The organism is Desulfogranum mediterraneum DSM 13871, from assembly GCF_000429965.1.
GTDB lineage: Bacteria > Desulfobacterota > Desulfobulbia > Desulfobulbales > Desulfobulbaceae > Desulfogranum > Desulfogranum mediterraneum.
The window spans coordinates 202,140-216,903 of record NZ_KE387007.1 but is presented as its reverse complement, the minus strand read 5'-3'; the positions used below and the strand labels follow the sequence as shown (position 1 = coordinate 216,903).

At 57.2% G+C, this 14,764-nt stretch carries 11 protein-coding genes and 1 tRNA gene; 6 read left to right on the top strand and 6 right to left on the bottom strand.

Annotation, left to right across the window (positions count from 1 at the left end; genetic code table 11):
* Nucleotides 1-87 precede the first annotated feature (87 nt).
* The 5 genes from G494_RS0120355 (at nt 88) to G494_RS24750 (ending at nt 6,868) form a co-directional block, all read left to right on the top strand.
* Nucleotides 88-348: a hypothetical protein gene (locus G494_RS0120355; protein WP_028585991.1), complete on the top strand. Its 261-nt coding sequence runs from the start codon at nt 88-90 to the stop codon at nt 346-348.
* The gene (locus G494_RS0120350) at nt 329-1,069 is read left to right on the top strand and encodes a CPBP family glutamic-type intramembrane protease (RefSeq protein WP_232362607.1); all 741 of its coding nucleotides are present in this window, start codon (nt 329-331) and stop codon (nt 1,067-1,069) included. The genes G494_RS0120355 and G494_RS0120350 overlap by 20 nt, the downstream gene beginning before the upstream one ends.
* Before the next feature lie 388 nt (nt 1,070-1,457).
* A complete protein-coding gene (locus tag G494_RS0120345) occupies nt 1,458-3,479 on the top strand; it encodes a TonB-dependent receptor plug domain-containing protein (RefSeq protein ID WP_028585989.1) in 2,022 nt (673 codons plus the stop codon).
* A gap of 9 nt (nt 3,480-3,488) precedes the next feature.
* Nucleotides 3,489-4,034 (top strand): YfiR family protein, encoded by a 546-nt coding sequence (locus G494_RS0120340; RefSeq protein WP_028585988.1) that lies wholly within the window; start codon nt 3,489-3,491, stop codon nt 4,032-4,034.
* On the top strand, nt 4,031-6,868 hold the full coding sequence (locus G494_RS24750; RefSeq protein WP_051305922.1) for a response regulator: 2,838 nt from the start codon (nt 4,031-4,033) through the stop codon (nt 6,866-6,868). The genes G494_RS0120340 and G494_RS24750 overlap by 4 nt, the downstream gene beginning before the upstream one ends.
* Here the strand turns inward: G494_RS24750 and G494_RS24745 are convergent.
* From G494_RS24745 to G494_RS0120305, 6 genes are all read right to left on the bottom strand, one after another.
* Nucleotides 6,865-7,365, bottom strand: coding sequence for a GNAT family N-acetyltransferase (locus tag G494_RS24745; RefSeq protein ID WP_208597725.1), 501 nt, complete (start codon nt 7,363-7,365; stop codon nt 6,865-6,867). The two genes, G494_RS24750 and G494_RS24745, sit on opposite strands and share 4 nt — an antisense overlap.
* A gap of 355 nt (nt 7,366-7,720) precedes the next feature.
* Nucleotides 7,721-8,245: an IS1595 family transposase gene (locus G494_RS26505; protein ID WP_084457160.1), complete on the bottom strand. Its 525-nt coding sequence runs from the start codon at nt 8,243-8,245 to the stop codon at nt 7,721-7,723.
* 190 nt (nt 8,246-8,435) lie between these two features.
* On the bottom strand, nt 8,436-8,894 hold the full coding sequence (locus G494_RS26500) for a transposase (protein WP_084457158.1): 459 nt from the start codon (nt 8,892-8,894) through the stop codon (nt 8,436-8,438).
* A gap of 761 nt (nt 8,895-9,655) precedes the next feature.
* A tRNA-Arg gene (locus tag G494_RS0120315) sits at nt 9,656-9,732 on the bottom strand.
* 134 nt (nt 9,733-9,866) lie between these two features.
* Complete coding sequence (gene cysS / locus G494_RS0120310) at nt 9,867-12,185, bottom strand: cysteine--tRNA ligase (RefSeq protein ID WP_028585986.1); 2,319 nt, start codon at nt 12,183-12,185, stop codon at nt 9,867-9,869.
* Nucleotides 12,186-12,364: 179 nt separating this feature from the next.
* Nucleotides 12,365-12,844, bottom strand: a complete 480-nt coding sequence (locus G494_RS0120305) for a DUF721 domain-containing protein (RefSeq protein WP_028585985.1) — start codon at nt 12,842-12,844, stop codon at nt 12,365-12,367.
* 539 nt (nt 12,845-13,383) lie between these two features.
* Between G494_RS0120305 and G494_RS0120300 the strand changes: the two genes are divergently transcribed.
* Complete coding sequence (locus G494_RS0120300) at nt 13,384-14,709, top strand: TolC family outer membrane protein (RefSeq protein ID WP_035247747.1); 1,326 nt, start codon at nt 13,384-13,386, stop codon at nt 14,707-14,709.
* Nucleotides 14,710-14,764: the final 55 nt, after the last annotated feature.

Below are 14,764 nucleotides of genomic sequence, written 5' to 3'. Positions count from 1 at the left end.
AAAACCGGAACCGAAAGCTCCCCCGCACTCTGCAGCTGAGACAAGAGCCGCCCAATCTCCCACAAACCTGACCCACAGCACCCTGCCATGGCCAAAGAGCAAAAGAAACAACCACCGGAAATCAGCCCCTATGTCTTTCCCTTTATCCTGGCCTGCTTTGGCCTCTGGTGCTTTTATGACGGCTGGTTAAGCAGTGCACCCGAGATGCAGGAGCACCTGCTCTTTAACCGTATCGCCAGCGCCGTCCTGCTCCCCTGGGCTCTGATTGACTTTTACCGCACCCGGAAGCAGGAGCAACAGGCTCGCCGAGAAAAAGAGCGGGGCGGGCATGATGCGCCAGACGAGTAAGCAGCCCCGTGCGGAGCAAGCGCCCGGCACCGGGATGACGACCAACCAGCGCCTGCTGCTGCCCTATATCGCCCCTTACCTGGCCTATGTCCTGATCAGCTCAACCCTGGCAGAGACCATCCCGATTGAGCTCAACTACCTGCTCCGTATAGTCATCACCACGGCCCTGCTGGCCTGGGGCTGGCGCTGGTATATCCCCCTTGTTCAGAAGAAGAGCATCTCCTCCTCGCTGCTTATCGGCACCCTCACCGGCCTGGCAGGATGTGCACTCTGGATCCTCTGCCTGCTGCCCTTCACTGATGCTGCAAGCGCCGCCCCCTGGACGTCCACGGGATTCCTGCTCCGCCTCTCGGCGGCAGGACTGCTGGTGCCGGTGTTTGAAGAGCTTATGATCCATGGCTTCGCCTTCAGGATGGCCCTGCAGTGGGACCAATGCCGCCGACAGGGTCTGGAGGCCCCTCTTCAGGAGGCACTCCACAACCGCTCCATCGACCAGGTCAAACCCGGCCAGTGGTCCTGGATGGCGGTCGCCATCTCGACCCTGGTCTTCGTGAGCGGCCATGCCAGCCAGGAGTGGCCGGCTGCCATTGCCTACGGCCTGCTGATGGCCTGGCTGCTCATTCGCCAAAGAGATCTGCTGGCCTGCATCATCGCCCACGGCATCACCAACATCAGTCTGGCCGGCTACATCGCGGCTACAGGGAGCTGGCAGCTCTGGTAGAAAAGCTCCCACCCGGTCACCCAGCTGCCGATTTCCCTGCCCCCCCTAAAGTCGGCCCTCAATCGATGCCCCCACCTTGACACTGCCGCCAAGCACCTCAAAGATATCACCACCCCCTTTCTCCAGCGCCTCTCCTCCTTAAATCTCCTGCTTAGCCCCCAGGAGAGCGAGGTCTCCCTGGCCACCATCAGCTTTCAGCGTAAAGAGCTGCGCCGCAAAACCAACTCACCAAGACCGGCACCAACCTGCTCCCTTTCCAGCCGGAGAGGCTGTCATTCCTGGTTAATAAAGGGCGATCATTTGATTTTACTTTTTTGCCCCTATATACTCTAAGAAATATCTTTCCTCCTTCCTGCCAACGGCAGCAATCAATGCCCAAGGAAAAAAAATGGTTCAGATTTCCAAACTTTTTCCCCTGAAACACCTTTTCGTCTATACCTTGTTCATGACCCTGTCTGTAACAACGGCACAGGGAAGCAGCGCCGAGGATGTCCTGGACCTGGACCTGGAATCCCTGATGCAGATCCAGATCACCTCGGCGGGCCGCAAGGTCCAGAACCTGAACGAGGTGCCGGCCGCCGCCTATGTCATCGACCAGGAGGCCATCCGCAACTCCGGGGCCACCTCGATCCCAGAGGCCCTGCGGCTGGTCCCGGGCATCCAGGTCGCCCGGATCAGCTCCTCCAAGTGGGCCATCAGCTCCCGCGGCTTCAACTCCACCTTTGCCAACAAGCTGCTGGTCCAGATCGATGGCCGCAGCGTCTACACCCCCTCCTTTTCCGGGGTCTACTGGGATATGCAAACCGTGGTCCTGGAGGATGTAGAACGAATCGAGGTGATCCGCGGCCCCGGCGCCACCCTCTGGGGCGCCAATGCGGTCAACGGGATCATCAACATCATCACCAAACAGGCCTCCGATACCCAGGGGGTGCTGCTCAGCGGCGCTGCAGGCAGCCATGACCGCTTCATGGGCACGGCCCGCTACGGCAACCAGCTCAACGAGGACACCTATGGCCGCTTCTACCTCCATCGCCATGACCAGGCATCCTATCAGTTTGGTGCGGATCAGACAGATGCCGAGGATAACTGGCACACTGCCAGCGGCGGTTTTCGCCTGGACGGCGATCTCGGCCTGGACGACTCCTGGACCCTACAGGGCGACCTCATTGCCAACGAGAACAACCAGCTGGTCTCCCCCTACACCACCCCATACCCTCCCTACCAGAGCGTGGTCCACGACCAGTTCAGCTCCAGCGGCCACAACCTCCTGGGCCGCTGGCAGCATCACTTCTCGGAAAACAACAAACTGACCACCCAGCTCTACTATGACTACACCAACCGGGACGAGATCTACATGGAGCAGACCCACCAGACCCTGGACTTTGACCTGAGCCACCACCTTCAGGTAGGGGAACGCCACGACCTGATCTGGGGCCTGGGCTACCGGAATATCCAGGATGAATTTGACAACACCTTCCAGGTCTCGCTGACCCCGGACTCCCGAACCATCCAACTCTTCAGCGGCTTTCTCCAGGATGAAATCGAGCTGGTGAGAGAGACCTTCTGGCTGACCATCGGCTCCAAACTGGAGCATAACGACTACACCGGCTTCGAAGTCCAGCCCAATATCCGGGCCCTCTGGAAGGCGGACCAGAGCCAGACCTTCTGGGCCTCGGTTGCCCGGGCAGTACGCACCCCCTCCAGGGTGGAGGAGGGGGGACGGATCGTCACCCAGGTTATTCCACCGGCCCCGCCGACCATCCCCTTTCCCGTGCCGGTGGCCATTGTCGGCAACCCTGAATTCACATCCGAAGAGCTGATCGCCTATGAGCTGGGCTACCGTTACTGCGCAGCCAAGGAGTTCTCCCTGGACCTGGCCCTCTTCTATAACGACTATGACCATCTCCAGTCCTACGGCTCCAGCCGCACCATGGATCTGCAGTTCAGCAACGCCATCGAGGGGGATGCCTACGGCCTGGAGCTGACCGCCAAATGGATCCCCAGCCTGTGGCTGGAGACGGAGCTGGGCTACAGCTTTATCCAGCTTGCCATGACCGACGAGCAAAACTATCAATTCGCCCCTGACGAGGTCTACGAAGACTCCAGCCCCCGTCACCAGGTCTCGGCACGGACCCACTTCATCATCGGCGAGCGCCTCCACCTCAACCTCTGGCTGCGCTATGTGGACGAACTCAAAGAGGCCAGCCTGAGCTTTAACAACGAAAAAGAGGTCGACGCCTATCTCAACCTGGACGCCAACATCCGCTGGATCGTCCGGGAGGGCCTGGAGCTGACCCTGGTGGGTCAGAACCTGATCGGCGGCCGACGGGTGGAGTTTGTCTCCGAGTCCTTTACCGCCCCCATCGAGATCGGCCCCTCGGTCTATGCCAAGATCACCTGGGAATATTAAGAGCTGAGCTTGCCCAGTCGACTCTTCTCCATCCTGCTCCTCCTGCTGCTCTCCGCAGGGTTGTCGGCCCCGGCCGGGGCCGACAACCCTGCGGCCGACAAGGTGAAGGCTGCCTACCTCTTCAACTTTGCCAAGTTTATTCACTGGCCCGAGGGGACCTTTGCCCAGGCAACGAGCCCGCTGACCATCGGAGTTCTGGGGGACAGCCGTTTTGCCGCTCAGCTGAACAAACTCCAGGGCAAACGCATCCAGGAGCACCCCATCCTCATCGAGTACTACCCCGACCTTGCCAGTATCGGACAATGCCAGATCCTCTACCTTGCCCCACCTGACCCCGGCCAGATCACCCCTTTCCTGCACAGACTCGCAGGGCAAGCGATCGTCACGGTGGCAGAGGAAAAAAACTTCTCCCAACAGGGCGGGATGATTCAGTTCATCCCGGTGAGGGGGAGGTTACGCTTCATCATCAACCTCAACAGTGCCAAGCAGAGCCGAATACGCATCGACTCCCGCCTGCTCTCCCTGGCCATCGAAGTGATGGAGGCCAAACCATGAGACGCGCTATCCAGGACCTGCCGGTCAAACAAAAACTCAACCTGATTATCTTCAGCGTCTGCACCATCATCCTCCTGCTCTCCTCGGCGGTGGCCATGGTGGGGCAATGGCGTCTCTACCAGTCCAGGGCCTTGCAGGAGCTCAAGGGTCTGGCAAAGATCACCAGCGACAACAGCGCCGCAGCCCTGCTCTTTCAGGACCAGGAGGGACTGCAGCGGATCCTGCAGGCACTCCGCCAGAAAGAGGACATCCTCCAGGCAGCCGTCCTTAACCAGGACCAGACCGTAGTCGCCAGAGAGAACCGCGACCAGACGCTCACCGAACCCTGGTCTGACCCTATCCGCCGGGAGTTATCCCTCCAGGGCTACGCCTTCCACAACAGCCATATCGATATCCTCCAGCCCATCATGGTGGATGGTGAACAGATCGGCTCCCTCTATCTCCAGGCAAGCATGGAGGCACTCTATCAGATGCTGCTCTGGGCAGGGAGCTATGCCCTGATGATTATCATCGGCGGCCTGATCCTGGCCCTGATCCTGGCCGGTCGGCTACACAGCCTGGTCACCCGCCCGGTCCACGACCTGGTGGAGATCATCAGTCAGGTCACCACCAAGAAAGACTACGCCCTCAGAGCCAACTGCGAGTCCCAGGATGAATTCGGCCTGCTCTCTTCGGGCTTCAACGAGATGCTCAGCCGGATCCAGCAGCGGGACGCGGAGTTGGAGGAACAGGTCCGCCAACGCACGGCCCAACTCCAGGAGGCCCGGGACGAGGCCCTGGTCCTGGCCGAACAGGCCCAGGCAGCCAACACTGCCAAGTCCCAGTTCCTGGCCAACATGAGCCATGAGATCCGCACCCCGATGAATGCCATCATCGGCATGTCCAGCCTGGCCTTCAACAGGGCGGTCGAAGATAAACAGCGCAGCCTCCTGCGAACCATCAAGCAGTCGGCGGACAGCCTCTTGGGGATACTCAACGATATCCTCGACTTTTCCAAGATCGAAGCCGGCCAGATGCAACTCAACCCCATGCCCTTTAACCTGCCCACCGTCCTGGAGTCCATCGTCTCCACCCTGAACATGCTGGCCCTGGAAAAAGAAATCACGCTCAGGATAGAGCGGGAAGAGGGACTGGCCGGCTTCTACCTGGGTGACAAGCTTCGCCTCCAGCAGGTCCTGCTCAACCTGGTGGGCAATGCCATCAAGTTCACCCAGAGCGGGACCATTTGCATCAAGGCGGCCAGCCAAAAAGGCGACCACCAGGGACCGTGCCTCCACTTCAGCGTCAGCGATACCGGCATCGGCATCTCCCCGGAAAAACAGGAGACGATCTTTAACAGCTTTGAACAGGCAGACAGCAGCTATGTACGTCAGTTCGGGGGAACCGGCCTGGGCCTGGCCATCTCCAAACAGCTGGTCGGACTGATGGGCGGACGAATCTGGGTGGACAGCCGACTGGGAGAGGGCTCGACCTTCCACTTTACCGTTGGCCTGGAGCCCTATCATCCCCAGGCTCAACAACCCACCCCTGAACGACCGGCAGCGATCGCCGCCCTTCAGGGACTTGAGGTGCTGGTGGCGGACGACAATGAGGTCAACCGGGACCTGGCCTGCATGATCCTGGAAGAGAAGCACCGGGTGAGCACGGCGGAAAACGGCCTGGAGGCCTTGGAGCTGCTGGCCGAAAAGCAGTTTACCCTGATGCTGATGGATGTCCAGATGCCCCTTATGGATGGAATTACCACCACCCAGATCATCCGAAACATCGAACAGGGCCGGCCCTCAGGCCACAAGCTCTCCCCGGATCTGGAGCAGCGACTCTCCGCCCAGCTGACCGACAAGCACCTGCCCATCATTGCCCTGACGGCCCATGCCCTGGGCAGCGACAAGGCACTCTGCCTTGATGCCGGCATGGATGCCTATATCCCCAAGCCCTTTCAACTGGAACAACTGGAGCTCACCTTTAGCGAGGTGCTCCAGGGAGGTCCACCCCTCCCCACCGGGGAGGCGACTCCGGCCTTGCCGGAGCCTGTCAAGGACCCTGCCCAGGCCACGCCGCAGCAGCCGGCCAGCCGGGATGATATCGTCAAGTTTCTTAAATCTTCAGCAAACTTACACGAGGAACAGATCCACCATTTTCTCCAAACCTGCTCCCTCAACATCAACAGCAACCTGGACAGGGCTCTGGAAGCAGCGGCCAAGCAGGCATGGTCGCCCCTGGCTGGAACCCTGCATGCCATCAAGGGCAGCTTACTGCAATGCGGTCTCTTTGCCTGGGCGGAAGAGGCCCAACGACTCTATCAACAGGCCAAGAGCCAACAGATCTCATCCGGGTTCCGGGCCGAGTTGGAAGCACTCGCCCGAGGGGTCGGGACCCTGTTCTCCCTCCACCAGCAGGATCGCCCACGGGAAGCAATGGATGAACCGGCTCAAAATCCTCCGGCCGCCAGGAGGGTGCTTCTCCTCGATGATGATGCGGCAATCCTCCAGATTGCCGCAATCATCATCGAAAACCTGGGCAGCCGGGTGGATACGGTCAGAGACGGGGCAATGGTCGTAGAACGATACCAGCAGGCCTATGAACAACAGCAGCCCTATGACCTGGTGATCCTTGATCTCAATATCCCGGGAGGCATGGGAGGACTGGAAGCCAGCCAGGCCTTGCGGAGCAGACATCCCCAGGCACGGATGGTGGCCTGCAGCGGCGACGGCAAGGACCCGGTCATGCTCAACTACCGGGAACACGGCTTCCTCACCACCCTGAAGAAGCCCTACCAGACCGACGATCTTGACCAGATCTTAAAAAGCTTCAGAGGAGACGCCGCCTCCCCCTAGATCCGTTCCCCGAGCTCCAGGACAAGTTGCTGCTCAACCATCTCCGTCCCCCACTGGCAGCCGGGACGTTCTTCTGCCAGCTGAAAACCAAGGCTCTGATAGAGCCGACGGGAATGATGCAGCCCGGGAAAGGTCCAGAGATAAATACGGCCATAGCCCTTGGCCCGGCAAAAAGAGACCGCCTCGCTCAGCAGCCTCCTGCCCAGCCCCTGCCCCTGGAGTTCCGGGGCCAGGATAAACCAGCGCAGAAAGGCACCCCGGGCCGCGAGATCCCTGGAGTCGATGGCAATGGAGCCTTCCACCCGCCCCTCACTGACCACGGTCCAGAGACGGGCGCGCTCTTCATCGTAACGAGAGATCAACTCACTGAGACCTGCCGCAATCCCCGCCTCAAAGCGCGGCCCCAGGCCCCAGCGGCTGCAGTAGTAATCGGCATGCAGCTCGGTAATCCGCCCTATGGCCCCGGGCAGGTAGCCCTTCAACTCTACGCTCTCCACTCCTTCCTCCACGTCTCTTTCGTCTCACCAACTCGGCTCAACGGCAACAGGCAGCAGCATCCTATGGTTTCACACTCGTCTCCGCCACTGTAGCGATCTGCTCCGAGAAAGACAAGCTCCTGGAGAGAGCAGAGGTGTGCCCTTCCCCATGGCATCTTCAGCCCTTGCAAAGCACTCCGCCGAGCGTTTTTCCCAGATAGCAGGGAGTAAGGTCTTCCTTTAACCAAGCCTCTATATTTTCTAGAGCGGCGGGAAGTTTTAAGCTGATAGTTAGACGGCAAGACTCTGCTCATCCCGTAATCGTCGAGGTTGTATGCAGGTCCTTAAAGAAGGGTGGAGTTTTTCGGAAAAGTGATTACCAACGAACTTCAGCCAACTTTAAGAGGCGCTGTGGCATTGGCGGAGTCCGCATCGCCACGTATGCCAAGCGATCAACCATGGTGTGCAAATCAAACCTCCGGTTGAATCGATAGCAAAACTTTGCAAGATACCGTGGCAGGTGGCGTGGACTCACGTGATGGTACGTTCCATGTAATGCATTTTTAACATTACCGATCATGACATTGACCCATTTAAAAACACCATACTCATCATACCCGTTGTCTGTACGGGAAATAATCGGTTCGTGCTTGCAATCAGCTTTCTTGACAGCGGGGAAACAGTTGAGGCCATCTGATACTACCAACGTTTTAGGGGACAGGTGCTTTTTTGCCCATGCTTTCAGTTCTTGTTTTGTAAATCCAGTCACTCGACTCAGACGCATTTTGACAGGGTGGCCTTTATCGGTGAGTGAAATTGATGCCACAAAGGGTGTTTTACCTGTAGCTCCACGGCCTCGGATCCCGTCATTCTTCTTTCCGCCCCAATATGCGTCGTCAATAACCCAGTTATTACTTTTGTTGAGTAAGTAATTGTTATCGTGTTGTTAATTAACGTGGCGTTAGCAAACTAATATCTTGCCAAATCAACAAGTTAGCTCATTGATGTCAACATGTCCTTCAGGTATGAATCTAACTGACTATTTTAACGATCTTTTCTTTACGAATCGCCTCGGAAAAAGTTACGTAACATTAGCGAGATATCTTAAATCGGAAATTGCTGTCAATAACCACCAGTTCTTTCAGTGGTTGGGTATCATCTCTTTCCTTCATTGCCTGTTGGAGTTTATGTTTTATGCGAAGCGCTGTATTTGCAGATACTCCAAGGGTGCGGCCAAGGTGCAATGAGTAAATGCCAACTTTGGCTTGAGTGACAAGGTATATCGCAAGGAACCAGACTGTAAGCGGTAATTTCGTTGATGCAAATATGGTCCCGGCAGTCAACGATGTTTGAGTATGGCAATAATTGCATTGAAGAACCTTACGAGATGCAATTTGACAGTGCCCCGCATGTCCGCACCTGGGACATACAAAGCCCCGGGGCCATCGGAATGTAAACAGAGCTTGATAGCATTTTTCTTCGTCACCGTACTGAGCAAGAAAATTGGTCAAACTCAAGCCTTTTTGGAACTGAATTGAATTCTTTGCCATGATAATCCCCCGTTTGTTTTGATCTTGGTGGATTATGATATGGTCGGTTAGTCATTTAGTGACTACCCCCCAAAATAAATGTGGCTGAGGATTAGTGGTAATCATTTTCGGAAATGGTTTAATGCCGTTCAAATTCAACAATCAACGCATAAAGAGGCAGCCAATATGGCCCTAAACGAATACCAAGCAGCATTCGTATGAACAATTGATGAGCAAGATGAAGTGTCGGTTAATGTGGCCGCCAAGGACAATACAACCTTGCCAGCCAAGGTTTGTACAACTATTGCCATATAGCTTATTTCTGACGGAAAAGGGCAAGTCATGGCTGCTGTAGAAGGCGTTTGAACTATTGAACCCATCGTCGATATGCCCAAGGATTTTTCAATGGTCAAGCGCAACAACAATCCGCACCCTAAGCTAAGTAACTGCTGGACAATTCGCTAAAAAGACGGAGAGGTAGCAGGGGAAACATAAAAAGAGGGCAGCAGGGCGGTTGAAATACGGACTGTTAACAAATCCGAATCTGAATTGGTTCAATTGCCCCCACCGAGGGTAATAAAACAGCGTTGCGGCAGATCTGGAATCCCGTAAAAGGTGCAGACTTAAACGGAAAAATCAATCTGGGGTGGCTGAGGGGGAGCTGTCCTCTCAGAAAAAGACATTACGGCAAAATCCAGGAACGATAATTTCAAAAGGGAAAACCCCATGTAACCAAACAAAAAAGCACCTAACCCAAAAAAGAGCTAAGTGCTTGATATAAATGGCGCGCCAGGGAGGATTCGAACCCCCGGCCTACGGCTTAGAAGGCCGTTGCTCTATCCAACTGAGCTACTGGCGCACATATTTTTTCCGGAACGGAATGTACCGGGAATTCGCCAGGAAGGCAAGCAAATAGGCAAATAAATTTGCCGGGCCTTCAGGCTCACCAGCAGAGAGGGCCCTGCCGGCCTGATCCGATCTGCTCCGCTCTCCCTACTCCTGGTCTGCCCGCTCCCAGATCGGGCCGGTGGCGGAATCCTGGACCGTGATCCCCTTGCGGAGGAGTTGCTCCCGCACCGAGTCGGCGGCGGTCCAGTCCTTCAACTGCCGGGCCCGCTCACGCTGGTGGATCAGGCGATCGATCTCCGGACTCAGGGGGGACTGCTCAAGCTGGAGGAAGCCCAGCACCTTGTTAATGGAACCCAGCACCTCCAGGATATCGTTTTTCTGCTCCTGATCCAGGTGACTGGACTGGATGACGGGGTTGACCTTTCGCAAGAAGTCAAACAGGGCCCCGATGGCTCCGGAGGTGTTGATATCATCATCCATGGCCTCACTGAAGCGGCTCTCCAGGGCAGAGATATAGGTGGCCACCTGGGGATGGGGCAGCCCCACCGGCAGACAGAGGATCTTGCGGGTAAAGGCATCGATCCGCTTGAGGGCGCTCCTGGCACTCTCCAGACGTTTGTAGGAGAAATGGAGAGGCTTGCGGTAGTGAACACCCAGGAGCATGAAACGCACCTCTCGGCCGCTGTAGCCCCTGTCCAGCACCTCCTGCAGGGTAACACCGTTCTCGGAATCATCGGCCATCTTCTTGCCGTCGCGCAGCAACAGGCCGGAGTGCACCCAGTAGTTGGCCAGGGGCTTGCCGGTCAGGGACTCGGCAATGGCGATCTCGTTCTCATGGTGGGGAAAGACCAGATCCTGGCCTGCGGTATGGATATCTATGGTCTCGCCCAGGTAGCGGGTGGACATGGCCGAACACTCGATATGCCAGCCCGGCCGGACGTTGCCCCAGTCGGTTTCAAAAAAGATCCCCTTCTTCAACTCTGCCAGGGTGGAGCGTTTCAGGAGGGTGAAGTCGCGGGGGTTGTCCTTCTCGTAGTTATCCAGGTCAACAGTCCTGCCCACCCGGATCTTGCTGAGATCGATACCTGAGAGTCGGCCGTACCGCTTGAACTTGGAGATATCAAAGTAGATGGAGCCATGCTTCTCGTAGGCATAGCCCTTGTGGATCAATTCATGGGCGATCTCGATCATATCCTCTACATGATCGGAGGCCAGAGGGTAGCCGGTGGACTCTTCCACACCCAGGATCTCGGCAGCCTTGAGAAACTGATCGATGAAACCGCCGGTATAGGCCTTGAGCTCCATCCCGGCGGCCTCGGCACCGGCGATGGTGTTGTCGTCCAGGTCGGTGAAGTTCATGTAGGACTCCACCGTATACTCCCGGTAGCGCAGGTAACGGGCCATGATATCGGCCACCACAAAACGTCTGAGATGGGCCATGTTGGGCGGGGTATAGGCGGTTGGCCCGCAGGCATAGAGGGTGACCCGCTCCTTGTTGACCGGCTCAAAGCGCTCTTTTTTCCGGGACATGGTGTTGAAGAACTTCAGCTGCGACCCCTGTTCCGCCGTCTTCTTCTGGGGAACAAACAGCGGCGTGCTCAGGTAGCGCTCCCCGCCATCGGGCAGGATGACCACGATATAGCCCTCCTCGAGTTCCTTGGCCCGCTCCATGGCTGCAAAGGCGGCGGCACCGCTGCTCATCCCGGCAAAGATACCCTCTTCGGCGGCCAGCCTGCGGACGGTGGCAAAGGCGTCCTCATCGGCGATGTTGACGATGGCGCTGGGGATGGTCTTATCAAAGATCCCGGGTTTGTAGGACTCCTTCATGTTCTTCAGCCCCTGGATCTTATGGCCCAGGTAGGGCTCCACCGCGATCACCCGTACTTCGGGGTGATGATCCCTGAACCAGCGGGACAAGCCCATGGCCGTACCCGAGGTGCCCAGGGTGACGATGATGTCGCTTACCCGGCCGCCGCTCTGTTCCCAGATCTCTGGTCCGGTGGAGTTATAGTGGGCCTGCCAGTTGGCCTGGTTGTTGAACTGATCGGCCAGGCAGTAGAGATCAGGATGCTCCCGGGCCATGGCATAGGCCTTTTCGATGGCGCCATCGGTGGACCTCTTGGCAGGGGTGAGGATAATCTCGGCACCATAGGCCTGCATGATCAGGCGGCGTTCAATGGAGGCCGACTCGGGCATGATCAACTGGCAGCGGTACTGCTTGGCGGCACAGACCATGGCGATCCCGATCCCGGTATTACCGCTGGTCGCCTCCAGGAGGATCTTGTCACGGGTCAGCTCGCCGCTTCTCTCGGCGGCCTCCACCATGGACAGGGCCACTCGATCCTTGATCGAGCCCCCGGGGTTGCTGGATTCCAGTTTGCCAAAGAGCTGCACCTTGGGGTCGGTACCCAGTCTGGGCAGCTCAACCAAGGGAGTGTTGCCTATCAATTCTGTAATCTTCATGCCATCAAAACCTTAGTGATCCATTCACACGCTATTACTATCATCTTGGATAATTGGCCGCCCTGCCAGACCCGGAGTGAGACTCGAAGCTCTCCTCCGGGAACTCGGCAGAAACGCTACCCGCCGCCAGACGCCAGGTGCCAGACACCTGCAGCACCCGATCCCAACCTCCCCTGCCCTCACACCTCAGACCCATCCGGCCCCTTCGTTACCGTTCGATGTTGGGCAAACAGGCGCCACAGTTTATGGAGGGATCGACGACACTCTTCATCTGCGACCCCGGCGATCAACTGCTTAAAGGCCTCTTCCTTGCCCGGTTCCACCTCCTGAAGCACTGGAGGCTCCTGGGGAGGAGGCGACAGGTCGGGCAGGTCTGGGGGGTACAACTGCAGGCGGATATCATTGACCACCACCTCGGGGAGCAACTCAGCGATCTTGGCCAGCAGTTCGACCTTCCCGTACTGAAGATGCTGCATCCAGGCAGAGTTGGCCACAAAGATCCACAAGACCTCTCCTCGAAAAAACGCAGGATAGGTCACCTGCCAGAGCGGCTCGCCGGCAATGGCCTGCCACCGCTTCACCAGGGTAAACAGGGCCCATTGCCGCTGCCAGCTGTTGTCCTCGTAGATATGTTTCAGATCGTCTGCCAGTGATTGCACGCTAACCTGCCTGTTGCCCTGTGGTGGTTCAAGGAATGCCTGGGGTGTATCGGTCTTGGGCAGTGCCCTTTCCCCCCGCTCAAGGCGTGGAGGGGATACCCCCTGTCAGATAATGCCTGGGCCGACCAGGTCGAGCTTGAAAGAAATACTCTTCCAGAAAAGAGTGGGGCCCAGCCGACATTATATCTCTGAACGGCTAAGTTACCACAATTATCGGTCAGGACAATGAGTACCACGCCCCTGCTCACCCCAAAAAAAACACAAAGCCGACCGGTTGCCACCGCTTGCCTATACCACCATTGCCATCCTGGTGGCAATCATTAAAACCAGGGTCCCTTGCCGGCAGCCCTTGCCCGGCCTCACAGCCGAGCCGGCCGCCTGTTCAGCCCCGGTTCCGGGGCAAGACCGGGAAAGAGCAGAGCACCAATATAAATTCAATATAAAATTAACAATTATACCGTTTGCTTGAGTACGGGTTCTCTGCTAAGATATACCGATCACATACAATTCAATCAGTGCACACACCCAAGGGCGAAACTATGGTACAGCGATTAACCACACTCACCGCCATCCTGACGCTCCTTTTGGTCTCAAGCAGTTCTGCCGAAACCCTTCAAGATGCTGTCCAGGAGATGATCTCGACCAATCCAAATGTCCGCACGGTCGCCTACAATCGACTTGCCAGGGACGAAGAGGTGGTCCAGGCACGCGCCGATTACTTTCCCAAAGTTGACCTCCAGCTTGGCGCAGGCAAGGATTATGTCAACCAGCCATTTGATGAAGACCTCAGTCCGCAGCTGGCCCAGCTCAGCCTCCGCCAGAACGTCTTTGCCGGCCTCTCCACCAAAAACGAGATAGAACGACAGAAGGCCCGGGTCCGCTCGGAGGCCTACATTGTCCGCACCACCGCTGAGAACACCGCCCTGAAGACCTCGCGGGTCTACCTCGAGGTCCTGAAAAACCAGCGAGTGCTTGAACTGGCGGAAGAAAATCTGCTCATCCATCAACGCATCTCGGACCAGATCAAACTGCGCAGCAGCTCCGGAGTGGGCAGCAAGGCGGACATGGATCAGATCCGCAGTCGCCTTACCCTGGCTCAATCCAACCTCATCGTTGGCCAACAGAACCTGCTCGACGCAAAGACCAACTATCTCGCGGTGGTAGGTCACCTGCCTGCAGGTCTCACCCAGCCGGAGATCAACAGGCAGCTGCTGCCCGAAACCATGGAGCAGGCAGAACAGCTGGCCATCGCCAAGCACCCCACCCTCCAGTCAGCCAACGCAGACCTTGATGCCCGCCACTTCCAGGACCAGGTCGCCAAGAGCCCCTTTTACCCCGTCGTCGACCTTGAGCTTGACCAGCTCTATGAGAGTGAGACCAACTACAGCTTTGAAGAACGGGAAGATCTCAGGGCCATGGTTCGACTCCGTTACAACCTCTTCAACGGCTGGCGCGACAAGGCCCGCAAGGCAGAGACCAAGCACCTGATCAATGAGGCCCGTGAGATCCGCAACAATACCCATCGTCAGGTTGTGGAATCGATCCGACTTTCCTGGCAATCCTACCAGGCTGCCTTAAACCGAATCGTCTACCTCAAACAACGGGTCGAATTTGCCACCTCTACAGCAAGCGCCTACAGCCAACAGTGGAACATCGGTAAACGAACCCTGCTCGACGTACTCGACTCCGAGGCAGAGCGAATTGACTCCCTGCAGCAACTGATCGTGGCCCGCTACGACGGTCTCTATGCCCAGTATCGAATCTTAAACGGTACCGGACGAATCGTCCACGCCCTCGACCTCCAGTGGCCAGAAGAGGCGCTCCTGGATGACGAGGAGACCCCAGAGCCCCAAGAAGAGTCCTGAGGAAGCACCCTTCATGGCGGGGGGCAGCGGCGGCCCTCTGTTTTTTCCGACGAGC